This is a genomic window from Alphaproteobacteria bacterium (assembly GCA_040218575.1).
Taxonomy (GTDB): domain Bacteria; phylum Pseudomonadota; class Alphaproteobacteria; order JAVJRE01; family JAVJRE01; genus JAVJRE01.
On the sequence record JAVJRE010000007.1, the window covers coordinates 415408 to 438616 of the forward strand.

Here is a 23209-nt window from a genome sequence, read left to right on the forward strand (position 1 = left end):
AACGGACCTGCCATGAAGACATGTCTTGTGGTTGATGACTCCCGGCTCATGCGGCGGCTTGCCCGCAGCGCCGTTGAATCCATGACCTATGACGTCAGTGAGGCCGCCGACGGTGAGGAAGCTCTCGCCGCCTGTCGCAGCGCCATGCCCGATACGATCATGCTCGACTGGAACATGCCGGTGATGAGCGGAATAGAGTTCCTGCGGGCGCTGCGCGCCATGGACAATGGCGATCATCCGATTGTCATTTTCTGCACGACCGAATCTGACCCGGAGAAAATCTCCGAAGCCATAGAAGCCGGCGCCAACGAGTTCATCATGAAGCCCTATGACGCCGAAATCGTCCAGCTCAAGTTCGAGCAGGCCGGCGCGCTCTGATGACCCAGCCCCAGGTCCGTGCCGGCGCTCCGGCTGCTACACAGCGCCATTCGCCTTTGCGCGTTATGGTTGTGGACGACTCTGCTGTCGTCCGCGGCATCCTGGTCCGTACGCTGGAGGTCCATGAAGAGCTGCTGGTGGTGGCCTCCGTAGCCAATGGCGAGATCGCGCTGCGCGCCCAGACGCAGCACAAGCCGGACGTGATCCTGCTGGACATCGAGATGCCGGTCATGGACGGTCTGACCGCCCTGCCGAAGCTGATGGCCGCCGACCCGTGGTGCTGTGTGATCATGGTATCCACCCTGACCCGGGAAAACGCGGTGGTTACCATGCAGGCGCTGAAAGACGGCGCCGCCGACTATCTGACCAAGCCGACCAGCGCCATCACCGCCGCAGAGTCCTTCCGCCGCGACCTTCTGGGCAAGATCATCGGTCTGGGCCAGGCGCACCGCGACCGGCGCCGCCAGGGCACCACTCTGCCGGCGGCGGCGACTGACGCCAGAGCACCGACCAACGCACCGGCGGCGACCCGGCCGCCCGGCTCCACCATCCCGGCCGCCACGCCCGCAACCAGGCCCACAACCGCGCCGCGGGCCAGCGCCGGCACCCATGTGCCGCTGCGCCACAGCAAGGCCATCCGCGCGCCGGCGGCGCTGGCGATCGGCTCTTCGACCGGTGGGCCGCAGGCCCTCATTGCCGTATTCGAAGCCCTGGAGGTCAGCCGCCAGCAGCCGATCTTCATCACCCAGCACATGCCGCCGACCTTCACCGCCATCCTCGCCGAGCAGCTCACCAACCACGGCAAATGGGCTTGCCACGAGGGGGCCGACGGCATGGCCGTCGAACCCGGCCACGCCTATATCGCCCCCGGCGACTATCACATGACCGTGCAGGACAAGGACGGGCACAAAGTCATCCGCCTCAATCAGGATGCCGCCGAAAACTATTGCCGGCCCAGCGTCGATGTGATGCTGCGGTCCATTACCAAGGCCTATGCCGGCAGCGTCGTCGCCGTCATCCTGACCGGCATGGGTCAGGACGGTCTGGCCGGCGGTCGCCATCTGGTCGACGCCGGCGGTCATGTGGTCGCCCAGGACGAAGCCAGCAGCGTCGTCTGGGGCATGCCCGGCGCCGTCGCCACGGCGGGCATCTGCGACGCCATTCTGCCGCTTGCGGACGTCGCCGGCTATATCAACCGTCTGGTCGCGGGGGCACCGTCATGAGCGAAGGTGATGCGGCGCTCATCTATCTCGGCGAATTCGTCAAGCAGCGGGCCGGGCTGATCATAGGTCTGGACAAGACCTATCTGTGGCAGAGCCGCCTGCGCGGTCTGATGCAGCGATTTGCCCTTGCCGACTTTGACGCCCTGGCGGCCAGGCTGCGCGGCGGCGACCCGGCGCTGGCGACCGCCGTTGTTGAATCCATGACCACCCACGAGACCCTGTTCTTTCGCGACATGGGACCGTTCAACCACTTCCGGAAGGTCGGCCTGCCACACTTTTCCGAGACGCGCAGTCATGTGCGGACCCTGCGCATCTGGAGCGCCGCCTGCTCGTCCGGTCAGGAACCCTACTCCCTGGCCATGATCCTGTTGGAAGAGCAGGCAAAGCTGACCGGCTGGCGGTTTGAGATCATCGCCACCGATGTCTCCGAAGGCGTCTTGCAGAAGGCACGAGAGGCACGCTTCTCGCACTTCGAGGTGCAGCGCGGCCTGCCTAGCCTGTATCTGGCGAAGTACTTTGAGAAGGACGGCGATAGCTGGCGGCTGAAGCCGGCGGTCCGGGACATGGTCACGTTTCAGCCCTTCAACCTGCTGGATGACCCACGCTCGCTTGGTCGCTTCGATGTGGTGTTCTGCCGCAACGTGCTTATCTACTTTGACTTCCCGACGAAGGGTGCGGTTCTGGACAGGATCGGCCAGGCGATGGCGGCCGACGGCATGCTCTATCTGGGCGGCGTCGAGACGGTCTACGGGGTGACCGACCGTTTCGGGCCGCTGGGCGACCAGCGGGGCGTTTACGGACTTGTGAACACCTCGGCGAAAGCCGCCAGTGCCGCGTAGGTGCGGCGTCACGTCACACGGTGCGCCGCGCGGTCTGCTGTCTGGGACAGCGTGGCGCACCGGAGGATTAGCGGTGAATTAACGGTCCGGGCGTAGGATGGCCCTGGCGAAATCAGCGGCTCGTAACAAAGAGGCCCGCGCCAGAACCGAAGAGAAGAATAGTTCAGGAAGGACGAGCAGCCATGGCGGTGGACAGGAATCTCTCGATTCTCATTGTTGATGATCAGGCAACCATGCGCCGGATCGTACGCGGCCTTCTGGGGCAGCTTGGCTTTCAGAATGTTGACGAGGCGGATGACGGGCCCGTCGCGCTGACCAAGATGCAGGCAAAGGCCTATGGCCTGGTGCTGTGCGACTGGAACATGGACGCCATGAGCGGCCTCGAACTGCTGCAGGAAGTGCGGGCCACAAAGTCTTTCGAGAAACTTCCGTTCATCCTGGTCACCTCGGAAAACTCGGCCGAGAACGTGCTGGCCGCCAAACAGGCCGGGGTCTCGAACTACATCGTCAAGCCGTTCAGCGTCGATACGCTGAAGTCCAAACTGTCCACGGTCATGGGTCCGCTCTGACACCGTTCCCTGCCGGGGCTCCTGCCCGCCGGCCGGCTCCGGCCTGAGACGCCGCTGGCCAGACACCAGGCCAGCCGGCAAGATGGTCCGCCGCCGGGCCTGATCATCCTGATCGGGCCCGGTGCGGCAGGACCACGGCCGAGCGTCCCATGAAGCGCACCTTTCGCTGGCAGTTCGACAGTCCGCCCGAGGCCGTATGGCCCCTGCTGGCGGATACGGTCCGCTTCAACGAGGCAGCCGGCGTTCCACGCCACGCCATTACGGAAACCCGCCGGCCGGACGGTGGCTCCGTCCAGCATGGCCGGCTACAGTTTGGCCCGCTGGCCGTCACCTGGCGCGAGGTGCCGCTCAACTGGGTATGGAACCACTGGTTCCGGCACAGCCGGGTGTTCGATTCCGGTCCGTTCCGCGAACTGACGGCGACTCTCACTCTCACACCGACCGCCGCCGACGGCACCGGCAACCTCACCGGCGCCCCGGCGGAAGACGCCACCGGCACCCTCGCGGAATACGACCTTGACGTGGTGCCGCGAGGACTGCTCGGGCGGCTCATCCTGCTGGCCGGCTTTCACCGCCAGAATGGCCGGCGGTTCGGCCGACTGGCGGCGCAGGCGCGGGACTTCGCCGGCGGGCGACGGGACAGCGTCTTCGATATACCGCCGCCGCGCCGCTCGCCGCAGTTATCGCGTCGGGCCGCGGCCATCGCCGCCAATGTGGAGGCAACGCCCTATGGCCATGGTGCGGCGCACCGCCTGGCAACGTTTTTGCTCAATGCCGCTGACAGCGAGGTCGAGCGCCTGCGCCCCCTGGCGCTTGCCCGTCCGTGGTCGCTGCAGCCGCGCGAGGCGACGGAGCTGTTTCTCGAAGCAACCAAAGCCGGCCTGCTGGACATGCGCTGGGACGTGTTGTGCCCGCGCTGTCGTGTCGCCAAGGCCAGCGCGGAGTCCCTCGACGACCTGCCGCGCGGCGCCCACTGCAGCACCTGTGACATCGACTATGACAGCGATTTTTCGCAGAATGTGGAGTTGAGCTTTCGCCCGGCGCCGGCGATCCGTGATTTCGAGTCCGGCGCTTTCTGTCTGGCCGGTCCCATGTCCACGCCGCACATCAAGGTCCATGTGACGGTGCTCGCCGGCGACAGCGTGGATCTGGCGGTTGACCTGTCGCCGGGCCTGTGGCGTCTGCGTACGCTGGAGCCCGGACCCTCCCATGATCTCGACTGGGCCGGCGGAGCGTTCCCCGAGGTGGTGGTCAATGATGGCTCTATCACAACGGCGGCCGACGCCGCCGCCGGCCATGTTCGCCTGACCAACCGGTCGCGCCAGGATAGAACCGTCGTCATCGAGGATCGCACCTGGACCCGCGATGCGTTGACCGCCGATCGGGTGACCACCCTGCAGGCGTTTCGCTCGCTGTTTTCCGACCAGGTGCTGCGACCGGGTGATGAAGTCAGCATCAGCCATGTCAGCCTCATGTTCACCGATTTACGCGGCTCCACCGCGCTCTATGGCCGGGTCGGCGATGCCACGGCTTACCGTCTGGTGCGCGATCACTTCGCCTTCCTGGCGGATATCGTCCGGCGACACGATGGCGCCGTGGTCAAGACCATCGGCGATGCGGTCATGGCCTCCTTCCACCAGCCGGCCGATGCGCTGCGTGCCGCCCTCGCCATCCAGGCCGAGGTGGCGACTTTCAACCACGCCCACCCGGATACCCCCATCCTCATCCGGCTGGGGCTGCATGCCGGGCCGTGCATCGCCGTCACCCTCAATGACCGGCTTGACTATTTCGGCTCCACCGTCAATCTGGCGGCCCGTCTGCAGGGCGAAAGCCAGGGCGGCGACATTGTTCTTTCGGCGGCGGTCAGGGCCGATCCGGAGGCAGACGCCCTGCTCGACGGCTTGCCGGCCGCCGCCGACCAGGCCCGCCTCAAGGGCTTCGACGAACCGGTGCCGTTCGTCCGCCTGGCCACTGGTCAGAGCGGGATGGCGCCGGCCGGAACGCCCCGTTAGGCTGACCCTCCCACACGACCATCCGGACGTATTATGGCCAGCCCGATCACCCGTCACTACCGCAACGCCGACTTCGTTATCGCCTGGGACGGCGAGAACGAACGCCACGTCTATTTGCGCGACGCCGACGTGGTGAGCGAAGGCAACCGTCTCAGCCATGTGGGCAAGGGCTGGACCGGAACAGCCCATGAGGTGGTTGATTGCCGTGGCCGCATGCTGATGCCCGGGCTGGTCAATATTCATGGCCACCCCAGCTCCACGCTGGAGGGCAGCGGCTTTATCGAGGAAGTCAGCAATCAGGTCATGGGCTCCACCCTGATGCATGACTACTACAAGCTGCTGAACCTGCCGCCCGCCTACAAGCAGGCCAATCTGCGCGCCGCCTTGTGCGAGCTGCTCAAGGGCGGCACGACCACCGTGCTGGACCTGTCCTATGCGCCGTCAACGGACACCTATCCTGCGGTTGAAGGCTGGATCGAAACTCTCGCCGAAAGCGGCCTGCGCGCCTATGCCGGTGCCCAGGTGGTGGATGCCCTGCACACCACGCCCAATGGCCACACGCCGGAATGGCGGTGGAACACACAGGGCGGACAGCGCGGCCTGCAGGAAGCCCTGACCATCGTTGACGAGGCGGAAAAGCACCCGTCCGGCCGCCTGCACGGTCTGCTGGCGCCGGGCCAGGTGGATACCTGCACGGCCGAGCTGATCCAGGAACTGAAGGCCGAGGCCGACAAGCGCAACATGCCGGTCAGCACCCATGCCAGCCAGAGCGTCGTTGAGTTCAAGGAGATGATTCAGCGCCATGGCCGCACCCCGGTGGAGTGGCTGCACGACATTGGCTTTCTGGGCCCCCGCACCATCCTTGGTCATTGTCTCTTCATCGATGACCACCCGTGGCTGCACTGGGCCCATCACAATGACCGGCGCATTCTCGCGGAGACCGGCACCACCGTGGCTCATTGTCCATGGGTGCAGGCCAATAGCGGGCGCGTCATGCACAGCTTCGCCAGCTATCTGGCAGCCGGCATCAATGTGGGAATCGGCACCGATGCGTCGCCGATGAACATGATCGACGAGATGCGCTGGACGGTGATCGGCTGCCGCGTGGCCGAGGGCGTCAAGCAGGCGACCACCACCGGCCAGGTGCTGCACGCCGCCACGGTCAATGGCGCCAAGGCCCTGGGCCGCGATGATATCGGCCGCCTATCGCCTGGCTGCAAGGCCGATATTCTGTCCATCGACCTGAACCACCCGCTGATGCGGCCCGTGCGCGACCCCTTGCGTACGCTGATCTTCAGTGGCGTCGAGCGGCCGCTGCGCGATGTCTGGGTCGATGGCCGACAGGTAGTCAGCGACGGCGAAGTGGTGACCATAGACCACGCCGCGGCCTTGGCCGAACTGGCGCCGGGCATCCAGGAGATGGTGCCGCTCATGGCCAAGAAGGATATCCACGGCCGTGGCGTGGACGAGGCCTTCCCCATGTCGCTCGAAGTCCGCGCCTGACCTGTCTGCGGTTTTCATTAACAGTCGCAGGGACTTGGAAGCCTTGCTTCATATGCTGTTCCATGGCTTTCTACAGCCGGATCACGAGGGGCAAGGGGAACCATGACGGACGGTCTGTCGCCCGCCGCGCTGCACGAGCGCCTGCGCCGTGCCATGGCGGAAGGCCGGGAACTGGCTCTGCTGGACGTACGCGAGGAGCTCTGCTTCGGCCGCGACGGCCATCTCCTGTTTGCCGTCAACCTGCCGCTCAGCCGACTGGAGTTGCGCATCGCCGACATGGTGCCGCGGCGTGATACGCCGCTGATCACCATTGACGGCGGCGATGACGAAACACTGGCCAGCCGTGCCGCCGCCCGACTGCGCCAGCTTGGCTACAGCGCGGTCGAGTGCCTTGCCGGCGGGGTCAATGGCTGGGCCGACGCCGGCTTTGAAGTCTTTGACGACGTCAATGTGCCGATCAAGGGCTTTGCCGCCGCCACGGTGGCACAGAATGACACGCCACGGATCGCGCCGGCCGATCTCGGCCGTCGGCTGACCGCCGGCGAGACCTTTGTCCTGCTGGACAGCCGCCCGGTCAATGAGTTCCGCGCCGGCGCCCTGCCCGGCGCCATCGTCTGCCCGGGGCCTGACCTGCTCCGTCGCTTCAAGGACGTAGTGCCCGACGATAAGACGCCGGTGGTGGTCAATTGCATGACCCGCACCCGTGGCCTGCTGGGCGCTCAGACCCTGATCGACGCCGGTGTGCCGAACCCGGTCTATGGCCTGGACGGCGGCACCTGGGGCTGGCGTCTGGCCGGCTATGATCTGCAGGCGGGATCACAGAACCTGCCGCCGCGCCTGTCGGCGCAGGCCCGCCATCACGCGGCCGCAGCGGCCGAGCGTCTGGCCGAACAGTTTTCCATTCCCCGCCTCAGCCGCGAGCAGGTATCGGAACTGCGGGCCGACCGTCGCCGCACCACCTATCTGCTGGACGTGCGCAGCCGCCAGGAATATCGCGAAGGGCATATTCCGGGCTCTATCAGCGCCCCCGGCACCGAATTGGTCATGTCCCCTTTCCAGCATGTGGCAACGCTCAACGCCAGGCTTGTCCTGGCGGACAATGACGGTACCCGCGCCCTTGTCACCGCCATGTGGCTAAAACGCATGGGCTGGTTCGATGTGGCTGTGCTCAGCGATGGCTTTAAAGGGCGTCAACTGGCCATCGGTGACTTCGTGCCAACCGTCCTCGGCCTTGGTCAGACCCGCTGCCGCACGGTTACTGCCGGGGTGCTGCGACGCGCCATGGCGCGGGGACGGGTGCAGGTTGTGGATATGGCGACCAGCGGTCAATACGCCGCGGGCCACATCCCCGGCGCCTGGTTTTCCATTCGCTCGCGTCCCGAGGCCTTGCTGCAGGCCCTCCCTGAGCAACCGGCGACCGTGGTCCTGACCTCGCCCGGCGGTCTTGTGGCGCGCTTTGCCGCGGCAGAGCTCAATCGCCTGACGGACCGGCCGGTGATCGTCCTGCACGGCGGCACCGCCGCCTGGCGTCAATCCGGTGGCATGCTGGAGACCGGCGCCAGTCATATGACCACGCCGGCCGACGATGTGTGGCATCGACGGGGCATTTCCGTCGACGGTATGCAGGCCTATCTGGACTGGGAGGCCGGTGTGCTGGAGCAGATCCGCAAGGATGGCACCGCCCCCTATCTGACTGCGCCCGCCGCGCTACAACCGGCCGCCACCCTAGCCGCCGGCTAGGTCAGGCCAGCCTCAGGCCCGTTCGCGCGTGGGCGTGGCCCGTTCGCGCGTGGACTGGAAGCTCAGCTTTGGCCAGTCCTGGATCATACGGTCCAGATCCCACCGGTTGCGCGCCATAAAGACGGGACGATCATCCTTGTCATCGGCCAGCGCTCCGCGGTTGGCTGCCTCGAAGCGGGCCAGTTCGTCCGCTGGCCCGTCCACCCAGCGTGCCGTGTCATAGGGGGCCGGCTCCAGCACCACTTCGATGCTGTATTCCGCCTCCATCCGGGTCGCCAGAACATCAAGCTGCAAGGGGCCAACCACACCGACGATCCAGTCGCCGCCCAGACGCGGGCGAAACACCTGGGTCACGCCCTCCTCGGCAAGATCCTCCAGCGCCTTGCGCAGGTGTTTGGTACGCATGGCATCGCGCACCCGCACACGGCACAGGATTTCCGGCGCGAAGTTGGGCAATCCGGTAAAGCGCAGCGCATCCACCTCACTAAGCGTATCGCCTACACTGATGGTCCCGTGATTGGGGATACCAATGATATCTCCCGCTGCCGCCTCCTCCGCCAGATCGCGGTCACGGGCGAAGAAAAAGATTGGATTCTGCACTGCCATCTGCCGCCCGGTGCGCTCCTGCCGCAGCTTCATCCCGCGCTGAAAACGGCCCGAACACACACGCATGAATGCCACCCGATCCCGGTGGTTCTTGTCCATATTGGCCTGCACCTTGAAGACGAAGCCGCTCACCTTGTCGCTGCCCGGTGCGACTGGTGCAGGTTCGGCCGGCTGCGGCCTTGGCGGCGGCGCCCAGCGGGCGATGGCCGACACCAGTTCGGCCACGCCGAACTTCTTCAGGGCACTGCCAAAGATAACCGGGGTCAGATGGCCTTCGCGATAGGCCTGCAGGTCAAAGGGAGGGCAGGCCTCACGCGCCAGCAGGCTTTCGTCTGCAAGCGCCGCGCGCCGCTCCGCCGGCAGCTTGCTCGCCAGGGCAACGTCATCCGGTCCGCTGAGCGCCTGGGGCGGACCCGCATCGCCCGTCGCATCCGGCGCAATCAGCGTATTGGCATGCAGGTCGTAGAGTCCGTGGAACAGCCCGCCCATGCCCACAGGCCAGGTTACCGGCGTCGTATCCAGGGCCAGCGTATCGTGGATTTCATCCAGCAGGGCGAAGGGGTCCAGCGCTTCACGGTCGATCTTGTTGATGAAGGTGATGATCGGCATGTCGCGCAGTCGGCAGACCTCGAACAGTTTGCGGGTCTGGGACTGAATGCCACGCGCCGCATCCAGAACCATGATGGCCGAGTCCACTGCGGTCAGTGTGCGATAGGTGTCCTCGCTGAAATCCTCGTGCCCGGGCGTATCCAGCAGATTGAAGACAAGCCCGTCACGGGCAAAGGTCATGACCGACGTGGTGACCGAAATGCCGCGGGCCTGCTCGATCTTCATCCAGTCGGAGCGCGTACGGCGGCGCTCACCGCGGGCCCGCACCTCACCGGCCAGGTGGATCGCACCGGCCGCAAGCAAAATGGCCTCCGTCAATGTGGTCTTGCCGGCATCGGGATGGGAGATGATGGCGAAGGTGCGCCGTCTCTCATATTCGGCTGGCATGCCGGAGGGGGCTGGTCTGTCTTCCGCCAGGGTCAAGGCAATCGTCCGGGCTGATGAAACGACCGGGCGCGCTCATCGGCGGCCCGGTTCGCGATTATACCACGTCCGGGCCGAATCCGGGGGCCTTTTGCGCGTGGCCCTAGCGCGCCGTCATGCCGCCGTCCAGCAGGAGGTCGGTGCCGGTCATGAAGCTGGATTCGTCGCTGCCGAGGAATACGGCGCCCGCCGCCATTTCCTCCACCGTGCCGTTGCGGCCCAGAACGTGCATGGGCTTGCCCCATTCCTCTTCCGCCCGCTGCCAGTCGCCGCCATAGAGATCGGCCATGCCCTGGGTGGCGATGCCGCCGGGCGATAGCGTGTTGCAGCGAATGCCGTCCCGGGCATGGTCCGTCGCGATGCCCTTGGCCATCATCAGCAGGCCGCCCTTGGAAGTGCTGTAGGCGGTCTGGCCGAAATTGGCGACCCGCGCATGGGCTGACGCCACATGGATAATGCTGCCGCCGCCGCTCCGCGCCATGACCGGAATGGCATACTTGCTCATGAGAAAACAGCCGGTCAGGTTGACCGCCATATTGCGGTGCCAGATGTCCTCTTCCAGCTCGGCCAGGGGTTTGCGCGGCGCGAAATAGGCGGCGTTGTTGACCAGGATGTCGAGGCCCAGGAAGGACGCCTCGGCCACGGCGATGGCCTGCTGAACGGCCTCCGGCTGCGAAACGTCACAGCGATTGGCCACGGCGCGGCCGCCGGCGCGGGTAATCTGCGAGGCGGTCTCGTCGGCGGTGTCGCGATCAAGGTCGCTGCACACCACCCGCGCGCCCTCCGCCCCATAGGCAAGCGCGATGGCCCGGCCGATGCCGCTGCCGGCGCCGGTGATGATCGCCCGCTTGCCGGCCAGGCGTCCGCTTCCGCTCATTGGCTGCTCATACCGCTGTGTATCCCCCATCGATCAGCAGATCGGTGCCGGTCATGAAGCTGGAATCCTCGCTGGCCAGGAACACGGCGCCGGCGGCGATCTCCTCTACCAGGCCAAGCCGACCCAGAACATGCTTGGGCTTTCCCCACTGTTCTTCGGCCTGCGCCCGGCCGCCATACATGTCGATCATGCCCTGCGTCGCGATGCCGCCCGGCGACAGGGTGTTGCACCGTATGCCGTCCCTGGCGTGATCCACCGCCATGCCTTTGGCCAGCATCAACAGGGCGCCCTTGGCGGTGCAATAGGATGTCTGGCCCTCGTTCGCCACGCGGGCCATCTGTGACGCCACGTGGATGATGCTGCCGCCACCGCCCGCCGTCATCACCGGCACTGCATGACGGCTCATATAGAAAGGGCCGTCCAGGTTGACCGCCATGTTCTTCGCCCAGTCCTCCTCGCTGACCTCAGCGAAAGGCCGGCGCGGCATGAACCAGGCAGCATTATTGACCACCACATTGATCCCGCCGAAGGCATTCCGGGCCGCCGCCACCACCGCCTGGCAATCGGCGGACTTCGCCACGTCACAGCCCATCGCCACGCCGTCGGCCGGGCCAAGCCCGCTCAGACGGATTGTCTCTTCGGCGCCATCACCACTGATATCGCAGGCCAGCACCTGCGCGCCTTCGGCAGCGAAAGCCCGGACGATGGCCCGGCCGATGCCGCCGGCGGCGCCGGTGACGATGGCTTTCTTGCCGGCCATGCGGCCATGCTCGGCTACCATGACCCGGCGGCCTCAGTGGGCGTGGCCATGACCGCCGGCGCCGGCGGCGTGCACCGGTCGTTTGGCCATGGGCTTGGGTGATGGCCTGGCCGGCGCCGGCAGGTCGCATTCCAGGAACTGGCCACGGCCGGCCCTGGCGTTCAGCTTGCCGTCAGCGACGATCTTCTCGCCGCGCGAGAACACCACCTCCGGCCAGGCGGTAAAGGTCATGCCTTCATAGGGCGTGTAGTCGCAATTGTGGTGCAGCATGGCGTTGCTCATGGTGATCTTCGCCTTGTCGTTCCAGATCACTATGTCGGCGTCGGCGCCAATGGCGATGGAACCTTTGCGGGGGTACAGGCCGTATTGCCGGGCCGGGTTGGTGGCGGTCAGGGCGACGAACTGATTGATGCTGATACGGCCGGTGTTCACCCCTTCTGAAAACAGCAGCGGCAGGCGGGTCTCAACCCCCGGCAAGCCGTTGGGGATCTTGGTAAAATCCGCATCCGCGCCGAACGCCTTCTTGCCGTCAGGCGTGTCGAAACTGTAGGCCGAGTGATCGGATGAAAAGCAGTGAAACACGCCGCTCGACAGGCCGTCCCAGATGGCCTGCCGGCTTGCCTCGTCGCGCGGTGGCGGGCTGCAAACATATTTGGCGCCCTCAAACTTCGGCTTGTCCAGATCGTCGTCGGTCAGCACCAGATACTGCGGGCAGGTTTCCGCATAGATGTTCAGCCCCTTGCTCTGGGCCCAGCGGATCTGCTCCACCGTCTCCTTGCTCGACACATGTACCAGCAGGATCGGGCAATCGACGATCTCCGACATGGTGATGGCGCGGTGTGCTCCTTCCCGCTCCACCGCCTGCGGCCGTGACCGGGCATGGAAAAAGGCATCGGTCTGACCGGCTTCCAGCAGGCGGTCGGTGATCCAGTCGATGCAGTCGGCGTTCTCCGCGTGGACCATGACCATGGCCCCCTCGCGCCGCGCCGTGGCCAGTACCCGGATGACCTGGCGGTCATCCAGCTTCAGCCCCTCATAGGTCGTATAGATCTTGAACGAGGTATAGCCCTCGCGCACCAGGGCCGGCATTTCCTGGCCGGTCACCTGGTCGGTCGGGTCGGCGACGATGATGTGGAAAGCATAGTCGATCACCGGCTTGCCGGCGGCGCGGCGGTGATAGTCCTCGACTGCGGCGCGCAGGCTCTGGCCCATCTGCTGACAGGCGAAGGGAACGATGGTGGTGGTGCCGCCATGGGCGGCCGACACGGTGCCGGAGGCGAAATCGTCGCTCATCACCACCGGCGGCTCCAGTGGCTGATCGAAATGGCAGTGGGTATCCACACCGCCCGGCAGGACCCAGCGTCCGGCCGCGTCCACTTCTTCTGTCCCCGCCGGCAGGCCCCGCGCCAGGGCCGCCACCTTGCCGTCCTTGACGCCGATGTCGCTCTCAAAAACATCCGATGCCGTCGCCACGCGGGCATTGCGGATGACCAGATCGAAGTCCGCCATAGTCCTTCATCCCTCCCCATCACGGGCCGTCGGCCCTTGTCTCACCGTCTGCACCCGGCGACCATGCGCCGACATCACTGCAGGGCTTGGCCCAGCACACGGCCAGAACACGGGGAGACTGAACGTCATGACCATCGAACGCAAGAAGCCGGGACAGTTCTTCAGCGCCATCGTCATTCACAATGACACGGTCTATCTGGCCGGCATCACGCCGGACAATCTGGAAGCCGACGTCAAGGGCCAGACCGAGGAAGTGCTGGCCAAGATTGACGCCCTGTTGAAGGAGGCTGGAACGAACAAATCAAAGCTGCTGAAGGCCAATATCTGGCTGACCGACATGCGCACCTTCGCCCAGATGAATGAGGCCTGGACGGCGTGGGTGGACGCGGACAACAAGCCGGTGCGGGCGACCGTGGAGGCCAAGCTGGCCAATCCGAAAATCCTCGTGGAGATCATGGTGGAGGCGGCACGCTAGCCGGCGCACGGCGGTGCGGCCGGTCGCCTGACCGGCCGCCGGGGCCGGCCACCACACCGCATTCCAGGAATACCGCGGGCTGCTAGAGGATACCGTGACGGGCGAAGACGTCCTTCAGTGAATCACCACGCCGGAGCTCGTCCCGCACCGTATTCTCGGCCGAGACCTTGGTGATGGCCTCACGCAGGATGGTCTCGGCCATGGCCTGCGGAACAACCACCACACCGTCCACATCGCCGAACAGTAAATCACCGGGACAGACTTTGACGCCGCCGCACATGACCGGCACATCCATCCGCATCATTTTGGCCCGGCCCTTGCTGTCCAGCGGATTGATTCCGCCGCAGAACACCGGGAACCCCATCTGACGGATCATGCGGATATCGCGGGCGAAGCCGTCCATGACCGCCCCGGCGGCGCCACGCACCTGCGCCACCGTGGACAGCAGTTCGCCCCACGGCGCGACCCGGCCGCTTTGCGGGCAGGAGAAGACCGGCACGTCACCGGGCCGCAGGTCGTCAATCAGGGCGATCTCCACATCATAGGGATTCTCTCCCGGCGCCACGTCATAGACGTCCATGTACAGACCCGTACGCGCCGTCCCCACCATGACCAGGGACTCATCCACCGGCCGCACATGTGCGCCCATGGCGTGGTCAAAGTTACCATGGCCATCCAGCACGTCAGAGATCACCGCGCTATAGAGCTTCTGCCGGGCCTCATCCATCAGTGCCTTGTCGAGAGCCATGCCCGTCTCCGTTGTGGGTTCAGTGGGATTCGCGCGGCACCTCGGCGCCGCGACAGCCAACCAGGAAATCAAGATCAACGCCGCGATCGGCCTGCAGAACGCGCTGCACATAAAGCGATTGATAACCGCCGGCCATAGCCGGCGGCGGCGCCTGCCAGGTGGCGCGACGGCGCGCCAGCTCCTCGTCCGGCACCTCCAGGGAGAGACGGCGCCCGGCCACATCCAGACTGATGCGGTCGCCGTCCCGCACCAGCGCCAGGGGCCCGCCTGCCGCCGCTTCCGGTGCGACGTGCAGCACCACCGTGCCATAGGCGGTACCGCTCATGCGGGCATCGGAAATGCGCACCATGTCGCGCACGCCCCTGGCCAGCAGTTTCGGCGGCAGACCCATATTGCCCACTTCCGGCATACCGGGATAGCCGCGCGGCCCGGCATTCTTCAGCACCAGTACCGAGGTCTCGTCCACATCCAGGTCGGGGTCGCCGATGCGCGCCTGATAATCCTCGATCGATTCAAAGACCACGGCGCGGCCGCTGTGGGTCATCAGATGCGGGCTGGCAGCGGACGGCTTGAGAATGGCCCCTGCGGGCGCCAGATTGCCGCGCAGCACGGCGATGCCGCCGCTCGCCACCAGCGGCCGGTCCAGCGGCCGGATGACGTCATCGTCATAGACCTCTGCGTCCCGGCTGTTGTCCCACAGGCTCTGCCCGTTGGCCGTCAGCGCATCCTTGTGCAGCAGGCCCGCCTCTCCCAGCCGGCGAATCACCGCCGGCAGGCCGCCCGCATAATAAAAATCCTCCATCAGGTGAGCGCCTGACGGCAGCAGATTGACGATGGTCGGCACATCGCGGCCCAGCCGGTCCCAGTCATCGAGACTGAACGCCACACCGACCCGTCCGGCCAGCGCCAGAAGGTGCACAACGGCATTGGTGGAGCCGCCGATGGCGCCATTGATCCGAACCGCGTTCTCGAAGGCCTGGCGCGTCAGAATGCGGCTCATACGCAGGTCTTCGTGCGCCATCTCGACGATGCGCCGCCCGGCCATATGGGCCAGCGTATAGCGCCGTGCGTCGGCGGCGGGAATGGCGGCGTTGGTTGGCAGTCCCATGCCCAGCGCCTCCACCATACTGGCCATGCTCGATGCGGTACCCATGGTGTTGCACGAGCCGACGCTGCGGGAGTTGCCGGCCTCCGCCGCCATGAAGTCGGCGAGCGACATGTCGCCGGCCTTGACGTCCTGATCGAAGCGCCAGACATGAGTGCCGGAGCCGATGGTCTGACCGCGAAAACGGCCGTTCAGCATGGGACCGCCCGATACGGCAATGGCCGGCAGGTCACAGCTTGCCGCCCCCATCAGCAGCGCCGGCGTGGTCTTGTCACAACCGACCAGCAGGACCACCGCGTCCACCGGATTGGCCCGGATGCTTTCCTCCACATCCATGCTGACCAGATTGCGGAACAACATGGTGGTCGGCCGCATCAGGGTCTCGCCGAGGCTGGTGACCGGAAACTCCAGCGGAAAACCACCGGCCTCATAGACGCCGCGCTTGACGTGTTCGGCCAGACGGCGCAAGTGGCCGTTGCACGGGGTCAGTTCCGACCAGGTGTTGCAGATACCGATGACCGGCCGGCCGTCAAACAGGTGGTCCGGCAGCCCCTGGTTTTTCATCCAGCTACGGTGGACGAATCCGTCCTTGTCCGCCTTGCCGAACCAGGCGGCGGAACGGAACGGCCGCCGGCTCTTACTCATGGGCCCACTCACCAGCCGACGTCCCCGTCTTGCCCATCATGCGACGCCCGTCATGCGGCGCGGCGGGCCGCGGCCGGCCGCCGGCCCAGCGATGGCAGGCCGAAGCCCGCCGCCCCTTCCACCGCCTCGGTGAAGCCCTCGGTCAGGCGTGTCGCGTCCGGCGCCAGGGCGCGCGGGCCGGCCGGCGGAAAAATCTCCCGTATCTCGTCAAGGAAGCGGCGCAGCGGCGGCGCCGGCCGACGCTTCATCAGGTGCAGGGCCTGGCTGGCGGATACGGCTGTCACCACCAGCACATGATCGAACAGGTGGGCGACACGCCGCTCCATCAGCCACGAGAACTCGCCCGGCGCTGAAATGTCATCCTGCTCGGAAGCCGCCGGCTCCACCGGCGACAACAGGCCCGCCGGCTGTTCGGCCAGGCGGCGCATCTCCTCGACGAAGCCGAACGGCACCCACTCCAGATAGGCGGTGGTCTCCGGCGAGCCGACGTTCTGGCCTTCGGGAATCAGCAGGTCCGGCAGTTGCGAAATATCGCCCCGGTGCAGCTTGATGGCGTGGCGCCGCGCCAGCTCCGCCAGATCGACCCAGCTCGCCGCCATGGCGTCCATGGCCGGCGGCAGGATGGCGTTGTGATAGGAACCGGTGCTCATGGTCTTGCCGTGCGGATCGCGCTTGCGATCGGCCATGGCCGGCGGCACATAGGTCGGGTTTGACGCGATCACCCGCATGGAGATGGCGGCGGTGTCCGCCAGTTGCGCCTGGGCGCGGTGGGCCTGGCCCAGAACCCGCGGCAGGATACGCCACGACACCGGCGCCTGATAGAAGCGCCGGTCCTTGGTCCTGGCGCCCTTCAGCAGGCGGCCCAGCGCGTCCAGCGCCTGACCTTCATAAGGGTCGCCCCACAGCGCCTTGAGTGCCGGGTCATAGGCCTCCAGCGGTGCGTTGAAGGCCTCCACCGACAGGGCGAATACCCGTTCGGCCAGCGCCAGGCGACGGCCGGCATAGACCGCCGCCAGCGCCCCCATGCCGTTAGTGAAGGGGGAGCCGTTGGCGCCGCCGATCTCGAACCCCTTGCGCGCCCTGGGCGGCAGCAGGTCCACCAGAAAGAAGCGGGCGAGAATCTCGCCGGGCACCACCAGCCCCTGTTCGGGGATACGCGGCAGATCGCCATCCAGCAGTTTCGCCACCGCCTTGGCCCGGCCCGGCTCCACCGCGTTGGTCCCTTCCGCGTACATGGCCAGCATGGCGAAGACACTGGCTCTCACCACCTCCGGCGGCAGATCACGCCGGGCAAAGCTGAGACCGGTGAACGGGTTGCCGCGGGCGTGCAGCCGGCGCATCTCCTCCGGCGACTTGTGGACCTTGGCGGTGGGCCCGCCGCCCGACGTCACCCCATAGATGAAGCGGTCACGGTGGGTATCCACATAGGTCTGAAAGGCCTCATAGGCCTTTGTCATGCGGCCCATGGCGGCCGGTGCAAAGCGCACTTTCTCGCCACCGATGGCGACACGGCACACATTGTCCAGTGAGAAATCCCGCCGGTCGCGGATGGTGACGGTCATGGCTTCCCCCGGATCAGTCCGGTGCTATGGAAGCCCGTCGGCCAGCATCATGCAAGAGGGCGCCCGCGGTGCTTAGGCGGCACCGTCGGCGACGGCCGCAGGTGCGGGCGCCGAACCGCCCGGCGTCGCCGGATGGGCCGGCACGAAGGTCGGGCGAAACGCATAGCGGCGCATAAGGTCCAGATAGCCACCGGTGAATACATAGTGCCCGTTCATGGCCAGCAGCCGCTGGCGATTGGCCTTGTAAAAGCCCGGGATGCGGTACCACGGCATGGTGGCGCGCATGTGATGGACGATATGCAGATTGTTCCACAGGAACAGGAAGGCGAAGACGAACCCGGCCTCGACGCTGGCTATCCGTTCGCTGGGCCGGACGGCCCAGCGATGCTCAAAGAACGAGCGCAGGCGGATAAAGCCCACATGGGGGTAAGCGATCAGCAGCACATACTGCCACCAGGCCATACCGGCGACGCCGCTGACAAAGGCGAAGAGCAGCCCGAGCATTACCACATGCCACAGCCAGGCGCGCAGATGGCTGGTATCGCCGCCGGCCAGGGCGCGTAGCTCGCCGCTCCAGAAACGGCTCCAGGCCAGGGCCGGACCCAGCGTGAGATGAAAGACCAGGGTCTGGTCGGCGATCCGCAGCCAGCGGCTGACCGGGTCCATGCGGGCCCAGCGATCCTGCGAGACGTAGCGGCTCTCCGGATCGGCCTCCGGCAGGGTCAGGTCTGCATTGCGATGATGAGTGGAGTGCATACGGTGATAGACCGGATAGGCGACCCACACCCCCAGGGGGGCGTAGGCCACCGCCGTGCGCAGCCACACCGGTGAACGGCGCAGGGCGTGAATACTCTCGTGCTGCAAACTGGAATGGAGCGCCACCAGATAGCCGCCGAGCGGGATCATCAACCACCACGGCAGCGCGGCGTGGAACCAGACCAGCAGACCCCACGCCACATAGACACCGGCAAACAGCAGATAGGTGGGGGCTTCATAAGCCCACCAGGCGTCGGTCAAACGATTCCACAGCGTCCGGGGAGCCTGACTGCGACCCGCACTGACCGCTGACACCGACATTGCCAACCTCCTATACGAGGCCCGTGAAACAGGGCGTCCAACCGCATACCCGTCCGATCTGATTACGCTATGGCCGCGCGGCATTCAATGAGAATATTTGCTTAATCCCATGAGATTTTCTATGGCAAAATCGAAGGTCACGGGCCACAGCCCGCCCCCAGGCCACGCTGCGGAGCGGTTTGACGCGCTCATTGGCCGCTGCCACTCTCGGCCGCTGGCGGGCCGCCAGATCACCGCGACGCCCCGTCGAAGGGACACCGCATGTCACCTACTCCGCCCGCCAGTCCAGACGGCCCAGACGCCGGTGCGTTGCAGATCCGTGATCGCCACGGCTGTCGCTGGCTGACGGTCAATCGCCCCGCCGCCATGAATGCGCTCAACAGCGCCCTGGTCGCGGCCCTGGCGAACGCCGTGGCGGATGCGGCGGCGGACCCTGCAGTGCGGGTCATTGTCTTCGCCGGCGGCGGCGACCAGGCCTTCATCGCCGGCGCCGACATTGGCGAACTGCACGCGCTGGCACCGGACGCGGCCCTGGACTATTGCCGCCGCCTGGCCGCTGTCGGCGAGGCCCTGGCGCAGGCGCCGAAGCCAGTGGTCGCCGCCATCGGCGGCTGGTGTCTCGGCGGCGGGCTGGAGCTGGCGCTGGCCTCTGACATCCGCCTGGCCAGCGACGGCGCCCGCTTCGGCCTGCCGGAAGTGACCCTGGCCATCCTGCCGGGCGCCGGCGGCATCGCCCGCCTCAGCCGCCTGGTAGGCGGCGGTGTGGCGCTGGACCTCGTCCTGTCGGGCGACATCATCACCGCCGACCGCGCACTGGCCATCGGCCTGATCAGCCGGCTGGTTCCCGCTGGCCAGCTTGCCGACGCCGCGGACAGCCTGGCGCGGCGCCTGGCCGGCTTCAGCCCCGGCGCGCTGGCGACCATCAAGCAGCACATGAACCACAGCGCCGGCCTGCCGCTGGACCAGGCGGTGCAGGCCGATGCCCGGGCCTGCGCCAGCCTCTTCGGCGACGACCAGAAAGAGGCCATGGCCGCATTTCTCGACCAGCGAAAGGCGGATTTCAGCCGCAAACCTGCACCACCCGCCGCCGACTAATCAGGAGGTCCCGACCGCCATGGCATCTGCCCCGCCGCATGATCCCGCCCTGCTCGCCACCCTGGCCCAATGGGACACGCCAACCATCTGCAACGCCATCGAAGAGGCCACCGGCCGGCCGGTGGATGATGGCATCACCCGGCGCACCCTGCATGTGGCTGACCTGTCCCTGCCGCCAATGGTCGGCTATGCCCGCACCGCGACCATTCGTGCGGCCCAGGCGTCAGACGCTGACCGGGCGGAGCTGACGGCGCGGCGGCTTGCCTGGTACGGTCATGTTGCGGCCGCGCCAGGGCCGGCCATCGTCGTTCTGGAAGACCTCGATGACGAGCCAGGGATCGGCGCCTTCTGGGGCGAAGTGCACACGCGGGTCCATTTGCGGCTCGGCGCTCTCGGCGCCATTACTAATGGCTCCATGCGCGATCTCCACATGCTGGCGCCGGGCTTTCAGATCCTCGCCGGGGAGATCGGTCCCAGCCATGCCTGGATCCGCGTCGAGGAGATCGGCCTGCCGGTCACGGTCTGTGGTCTCAGCGTCACCGACGACGATCTGATCCATGCGGACCGTCACGGCGCGGTGGTTATTCCGCACCATGTGGCGGCCGCCATTCCCGCCGCGGTCGGGCGCATCATGGCCAAAGAGAAAGTTATTCTCGACCTCTGCGCCGGCGATTTCTCGCTCGACGCCCTGCGCCGCACGGTCGGCGGCGCGATCGAGTAAGCCGGTCTAGCGCGCCCGCGCCGCCTGGCTGTCCAGCCGGACCGCCCCGAAGTGGCCGTCCCTCACCGCTGCGCCAAAGGCCGCGGCCAGTCGTTCGCCCTCCGGGCCCAGCTTGCGGGTGTCGACGACGGGCGCGAAATGGCGACGAATCTCCTTGAGCAGTGGCTGGAGCGGCGGCGCCGGCGCCCGCTTCGTCACATGCAGCGCCTGACTGGCGGTTGCCGCCAGCACGGCCATGGTCATGTCGAACAGCGCCGCCACCCGCTGCTCCATAATGTGAGCGACCGGACCGGGGGCGGCGATATCGTCCTGCTCTGACGCCGCCGGCTCCAGCGGGCTCAGCAGTACCGGTTGGGCCAGATGGCGCATCTCTTCGATGAAACCATTCGGCACATACTCGAAATAAGTGGTGGAGCGGCCGCTCGCCACATCGGTGCCTGGCGGCAGCAGGCGATCGGGCAGCAGCGACACCTCGCCCTTATGCAGCTTGGTGGTGTGACGGTGCGCCAACAGCGCCAGATCAACCCATGTGGCCATCATACCGTTCAGGGCCGGCGGTACATTGGCATTGTGATAGGCGCCGGTGGACAGCGTCTTGCCGCCGTCCTTGCGACCGCGCCAGCCGGCCGGCACATAGGTCGGGTTGGCGGCCATGGAATGAAGCGAGTCCAGGGCCGCCGCCTCCAGCGTCGCTACGGCGCGCTCACCCTGGCCCAGAACCCGCGGCAGGATGCGCCACGACACCGGCGCCTGATAGAAGCGCCGGCCCTTGGTCCTGGCCCCCTTTAGCACGGCGTTGAGACGGTCCAGCGCGCGCGCCTCATAAGGATCGCCCCACAACCCCTTGAGCGCCGGGTCATAGGCCTCCAGCGGCGCATCCAGCGCTTCCACCGACAAGGCGAACAGACGCGTCGCCAGGTCCAGCCGGCGGCGCGCGAACACCGCACTTATGGCGCCCATACCGGTGGTCGCCGGGGTGCCGTTGCCGGTGCCCGCCTGATAGCCCGGAAAGCGCGGCATATGGCTGAACAGGTGGAACAGGGCCAGAATCTCACCGGCCCCCACCAGCCCCTGGGTCGGCACCTCCGGCATCGGCCCGTCCAGCATGGCGGCAATAGCCGCAGCACGGTCGGGATGGGCCGCGGTGGTGCCCTCCACTACCATCGACAGGGTCGCCAGCACCATCGCCCTGACGGTGTGTTCCGGCAGGTGTCCCTGACCGAAGCTGAGACCGATGAAGGGGTTGCCCGACTGCATCTTCTTTTTCTGTTCTTCGGGTGCCGTATGCTTCTTGGCGTCAGGGCCGTAGGCGCTGGTCACGCCATAGATGAACTTGCCGCGATTGGCCTCCACATAGGCCTGAAAGTCCTTATGGGCTTTGGCGATGCGCTGCCGGGCCGCCGGGCCGAAGCGGACCCCCTCGCCATCGAGCGCAACGCGACGCACCGCATCCAGGTCAAGATCGCCGATGGCGTTGAGTGTGACGGTCATGCGGCGGGATCCTCTTTGCGGGCGGCTGCGGTGGCGGATGCTAGCTCATAGCCGCGGGTTCGGGGACCGATCCTCACGGCAATCAGGCAAAAAGTCAGAGATACGGTTGCGAAACACAGCATGATGATAGCCAGAGGCAGAGCCGTTTCGCCCAGCAGCCGGCCGACAATCTGGGTGGCGATGGCGCCGGTGCCGAGCTGGAGAAATCCCGACAGGCCCGACGCCGTGCCGGCCACCCGTGGGTTGACGCTGACCACGCCGGCCAGGGCGTTTGGCATGGACAGGCCCTGACCGATGGAAATGAGAGAGATCGGCAGGAACAGTGATGCCGGCGACAGCAATCCCATCAGCGCCCCGGTGAACAGGGCGCCAACGCCGCAATAGGAAATCAGGGTGCCGGTCAGCAGCATGCGATCAATACCCAGCCGCTCGCTGAGACGGCCGGCGAGAAAATTACCTGTCATGAAGGCGAAGGCGCTGATGATGAACCACTCGCCCCATACCTGACTCGGCAGTCCGAGCACGCCGGAAATCAGGAACGGTGCGCCACCAAGGAACGAGAACCAGATACCGGTGCTGGCGGCGTGCTGCCAGGCATAGGCATTGAACGGAAGCGACCGCAGCAAGGCCGGATAGCCGGCGAAGAAGCCGCCCAGACCCGGCAAGGCCTGGCGCTCCGTATTGGACTCCGGCAGACGCAAAGTCGCCAGCACAAGCACCACCGCGCCAAACACCGATGTGGCAACGAAAATCGCCCGCCAGCCCACATTGGTGTCGAGCCAGCCGCCCAGATAGGGCGAGACCATGGGGGCCGCGACCATCGCCATGGTCACATAGGCGATCATCGTCGCCGAACGATCACGGCCATGGACGTCGCGGATGATGGCCCGGCTCAGCACCATGCCGGCGACTCCGCCCAACGCCTGCAGCACACGGGCGAAGATCAGCAAAGTCAGCGACGGCGCCAGCGCCGCCAGTACGCTGCCGGCCACATACAGTCCCAGCCCGGCGATCATCACCGGCCGCCGGCCGAAACGGTCGGACAGCGGACCATAGGCCAGTTGCGCCACCGACATGCCTACCAGAAAGAAGGTCAGCGTGAACTGCGCGGCGGCATAGGTGACATCGAAGACATTGATCAGCCCCGGAATCGCCGGCACCCAGATCTGCATGGCGACCGGCCCGGTCGCCGTCGCCAGGACCAGAATGTAGAGTGGCGGTGCCTTGGCCAGTCTCAGCACG

The 23209-nt window shown here is 66.3% G+C and carries 20 protein-coding genes; 10 read left to right on the forward strand and 10 right to left on the reverse strand.

All coding sequences use genetic code 11. The features are described from left to right. The first annotated feature begins 12 nt into the window (after window positions 1-12). The 7 genes from RIE31_11360 to RIE31_11390 all read left to right on the forward strand — a co-directional run bounded on the left by RIE31_11360 (window position 13) and on the right by RIE31_11390 (window position 8264). Window positions 13-378 carry a response regulator gene (locus tag RIE31_11360; protein ID MEQ8641181.1) on the forward strand — a complete coding sequence of 122 codons (366 nt, stop codon included), beginning with the start codon at window positions 13-15 and terminating at the stop codon, window positions 376-378. Beyond that, window positions 378-1601, forward strand: coding sequence for a chemotaxis response regulator protein-glutamate methylesterase (locus RIE31_11365; GenBank protein MEQ8641182.1), 1224 nt, complete (start codon window positions 378-380; stop codon window positions 1599-1601). Before RIE31_11360 ends, RIE31_11365 begins: the two co-directional genes overlap by 1 nt. Further along, window positions 1598-2440: a protein-glutamate O-methyltransferase CheR gene (locus RIE31_11370; protein ID MEQ8641183.1), complete on the forward strand. Its 843-nt coding sequence runs from the start codon at window positions 1598-1600 to the stop codon at window positions 2438-2440. The genes RIE31_11365 and RIE31_11370 overlap by 4 nt, the downstream gene beginning before the upstream one ends. 182 nt (window positions 2441-2622) lie before the next feature. Then, window positions 2623-3009, forward strand: a complete 387-nt coding sequence (locus RIE31_11375) for a response regulator (GenBank protein MEQ8641184.1) — start codon at window positions 2623-2625, stop codon at window positions 3007-3009. A 149-nt stretch (window positions 3010-3158) separates the two neighbouring features. Continuing rightward, entirely contained in the window at window positions 3159-5021 is a 1863-nt protein-coding gene (locus RIE31_11380; GenBank protein ID MEQ8641185.1) for an adenylate/guanylate cyclase domain-containing protein, read from the forward strand. Between the two features lie 33 nt (window positions 5022-5054). After that, a complete protein-coding gene (locus RIE31_11385) occupies window positions 5055-6524 on the forward strand; it encodes an amidohydrolase family protein (protein ID MEQ8641186.1) in 1470 nt (489 codons plus the stop codon). 102 nt (window positions 6525-6626) lie between these two features. Further along, on the forward strand, window positions 6627-8264 hold the full coding sequence (locus RIE31_11390) for a rhodanese-like domain-containing protein (protein ID MEQ8641187.1): 1638 nt from the start codon (window positions 6627-6629) through the stop codon (window positions 8262-8264). Window positions 8265-8276: 12 nt separating this feature from the next. Here RIE31_11390 and RIE31_11395 read toward each other — a convergent pair whose 3' ends face one another. The 4 genes from RIE31_11395 to hydA form a co-directional block, all read right to left on the reverse strand. Next, entirely contained in the window at window positions 8277-9866 is a 1590-nt protein-coding gene (locus tag RIE31_11395; GenBank protein ID MEQ8641188.1) for a peptide chain release factor 3, read from the reverse strand. A gap of 139 nt (window positions 9867-10005) precedes the next feature. Next, complete coding sequence (locus tag RIE31_11400; GenBank protein MEQ8641189.1) at window positions 10006-10779, reverse strand: SDR family NAD(P)-dependent oxidoreductase; 774 nt, start codon at window positions 10777-10779, stop codon at window positions 10006-10008. A 7-nt stretch (window positions 10780-10786) separates the two neighbouring features. Then, window positions 10787-11560, reverse strand: a complete 774-nt coding sequence (locus RIE31_11405; GenBank protein MEQ8641190.1) for an SDR family oxidoreductase — start codon at window positions 11558-11560, stop codon at window positions 10787-10789. Window positions 11561-11572: 12 nt separating this feature from the next. Beyond that, complete coding sequence (hydA, locus tag RIE31_11410) at window positions 11573-13048, reverse strand: dihydropyrimidinase (protein ID MEQ8641191.1); 1476 nt, start codon at window positions 13046-13048, stop codon at window positions 11573-11575. Between the two features lie 127 nt (window positions 13049-13175). Here hydA and RIE31_11415 point away from each other — a divergent pair, with 127 nt between their 5' ends. Next, on the forward strand, window positions 13176-13523 hold the full coding sequence (locus RIE31_11415) for a RidA family protein (protein MEQ8641192.1): 348 nt from the start codon (window positions 13176-13178) through the stop codon (window positions 13521-13523). Window positions 13524-13605: 82 nt separating this feature from the next. Here RIE31_11415 and RIE31_11420 read toward each other — a convergent pair whose 3' ends face one another. The 4 genes from RIE31_11420 to RIE31_11435 form a co-directional block, all read right to left on the reverse strand. After that, complete coding sequence (locus RIE31_11420; protein MEQ8641193.1) at window positions 13606-14271, reverse strand: RraA family protein; 666 nt, start codon at window positions 14269-14271, stop codon at window positions 13606-13608. A gap of 19 nt (window positions 14272-14290) precedes the next feature. Continuing rightward, complete coding sequence (locus RIE31_11425) at window positions 14291-16021, reverse strand: IlvD/Edd family dehydratase (GenBank protein MEQ8641194.1); 1731 nt, start codon at window positions 16019-16021, stop codon at window positions 14291-14293. A gap of 50 nt (window positions 16022-16071) precedes the next feature. Next, window positions 16072-17583 carry an aromatic amino acid lyase gene (locus RIE31_11430; protein ID MEQ8641195.1) on the reverse strand — a complete coding sequence of 504 codons (1512 nt, stop codon included), beginning with the start codon at window positions 17581-17583 and terminating at the stop codon, window positions 16072-16074. 72 nt (window positions 17584-17655) lie between these two features. Beyond that, window positions 17656-18660 carry a fatty acid desaturase gene (locus RIE31_11435; GenBank protein ID MEQ8641196.1) on the reverse strand — a complete coding sequence of 335 codons (1005 nt, stop codon included), beginning with the start codon at window positions 18658-18660 and terminating at the stop codon, window positions 17656-17658. 261 nt (window positions 18661-18921) lie between these two features. Between RIE31_11435 and RIE31_11440 the strand changes: the two genes are divergently transcribed. Beyond that, window positions 18922-19755: an enoyl-CoA hydratase-related protein gene (locus RIE31_11440; GenBank protein MEQ8641197.1), complete on the forward strand. Its 834-nt coding sequence runs from the start codon at window positions 18922-18924 to the stop codon at window positions 19753-19755. 19 nt (window positions 19756-19774) lie between these two features. Beyond that, complete coding sequence (locus RIE31_11445; protein MEQ8641198.1) at window positions 19775-20476, forward strand: RraA family protein; 702 nt, start codon at window positions 19775-19777, stop codon at window positions 20474-20476. Between the two features lie 6 nt (window positions 20477-20482). On the opposite strand, the gene RIE31_11450 is transcribed toward RIE31_11445, so the two are convergent. Together RIE31_11450 and RIE31_11455 are read right to left on the reverse strand one after the other, a co-directional pair. Then, window positions 20483-21967 carry an aromatic amino acid lyase gene (locus tag RIE31_11450; GenBank protein ID MEQ8641199.1) on the reverse strand — a complete coding sequence of 495 codons (1485 nt, stop codon included), beginning with the start codon at window positions 21965-21967 and terminating at the stop codon, window positions 20483-20485. Next, on the reverse strand, window positions 21964-23208 hold the full coding sequence (locus RIE31_11455) for a multidrug effflux MFS transporter (protein MEQ8641200.1): 1245 nt from the start codon (window positions 23206-23208) through the stop codon (window positions 21964-21966). The genes RIE31_11450 and RIE31_11455 overlap by 4 nt, the downstream gene beginning before the upstream one ends. Between the last annotated feature and the right edge of the window lies 1 nt (window position 23209).

What these genes read in the sequence shown, in the direction of transcription:
- RIE31_11420 (MEQ8641193.1), bottom strand. Translation starts at nt 14,271, where the DNA reads ATGGCTCTCGACAAGGCACTGATGGATGAGGCCCGGCAGAAGCTCTAT.
- RIE31_11445 (MEQ8641198.1), top strand. Translation starts at nt 19,775, where the DNA reads ATGGCATCTGCCCCGCCGCATGATCCCGCCCTGCTCGCCACCCTGGCC.
- RIE31_11405 (MEQ8641190.1), bottom strand. Translation starts at nt 11,560, where the DNA reads ATGGTAGCCGAGCATGGCCGCATGGCCGGCAAGAAAGCCATCGTCACC.
- RIE31_11380 (MEQ8641185.1), top strand. Translation starts at nt 3,159, where the DNA reads ATGAAGCGCACCTTTCGCTGGCAGTTCGACAGTCCGCCCGAGGCCGTA.
- RIE31_11395 (MEQ8641188.1), bottom strand. Translation starts at nt 9,866, where the DNA reads ATGCCAGCCGAATATGAGAGACGGCGCACCTTCGCCATCATCTCCCAT.
- RIE31_11365 (MEQ8641182.1), top strand. Translation starts at nt 378, where the DNA reads ATGACCCAGCCCCAGGTCCGTGCCGGCGCTCCGGCTGCTACACAGCGC.
- RIE31_11415 (MEQ8641192.1), top strand. Translation starts at nt 13,176, where the DNA reads ATGACCATCGAACGCAAGAAGCCGGGACAGTTCTTCAGCGCCATCGTC.
- RIE31_11430 (MEQ8641195.1), bottom strand. Translation starts at nt 17,583, where the DNA reads ATGACCGTCACCATCCGCGACCGGCGGGATTTCTCACTGGACAATGTG.
- hydA (MEQ8641191.1), bottom strand. Translation starts at nt 13,048, where the DNA reads ATGGCGGACTTCGATCTGGTCATCCGCAATGCCCGCGTGGCGACGGCA.
- RIE31_11360 (MEQ8641181.1), top strand. Translation starts at nt 13, where the DNA reads ATGAAGACATGTCTTGTGGTTGATGACTCCCGGCTCATGCGGCGGCTT.
- RIE31_11370 (MEQ8641183.1), top strand. Translation starts at nt 1,598, where the DNA reads ATGAGCGAAGGTGATGCGGCGCTCATCTATCTCGGCGAATTCGTCAAG.
- RIE31_11400 (MEQ8641189.1), bottom strand. Translation starts at nt 10,779, where the DNA reads ATGAGCGGAAGCGGACGCCTGGCCGGCAAGCGGGCGATCATCACCGGC.
- RIE31_11375 (MEQ8641184.1), top strand. Translation starts at nt 2,623, where the DNA reads ATGGCGGTGGACAGGAATCTCTCGATTCTCATTGTTGATGATCAGGCA.
- RIE31_11390 (MEQ8641187.1), top strand. Translation starts at nt 6,627, where the DNA reads ATGACGGACGGTCTGTCGCCCGCCGCGCTGCACGAGCGCCTGCGCCGT.
- RIE31_11425 (MEQ8641194.1), bottom strand. Translation starts at nt 16,021, where the DNA reads ATGAGTAAGAGCCGGCGGCCGTTCCGTTCCGCCGCCTGGTTCGGCAAG.
- RIE31_11435 (MEQ8641196.1), bottom strand. Translation starts at nt 18,660, where the DNA reads ATGTCGGTGTCAGCGGTCAGTGCGGGTCGCAGTCAGGCTCCCCGGACG.
- RIE31_11440 (MEQ8641197.1), top strand. Translation starts at nt 18,922, where the DNA reads ATGTCACCTACTCCGCCCGCCAGTCCAGACGGCCCAGACGCCGGTGCG.
- RIE31_11450 (MEQ8641199.1), bottom strand. Translation starts at nt 21,967, where the DNA reads ATGACCGTCACACTCAACGCCATCGGCGATCTTGACCTGGATGCGGTG.
- RIE31_11385 (MEQ8641186.1), top strand. Translation starts at nt 5,055, where the DNA reads ATGGCCAGCCCGATCACCCGTCACTACCGCAACGCCGACTTCGTTATC.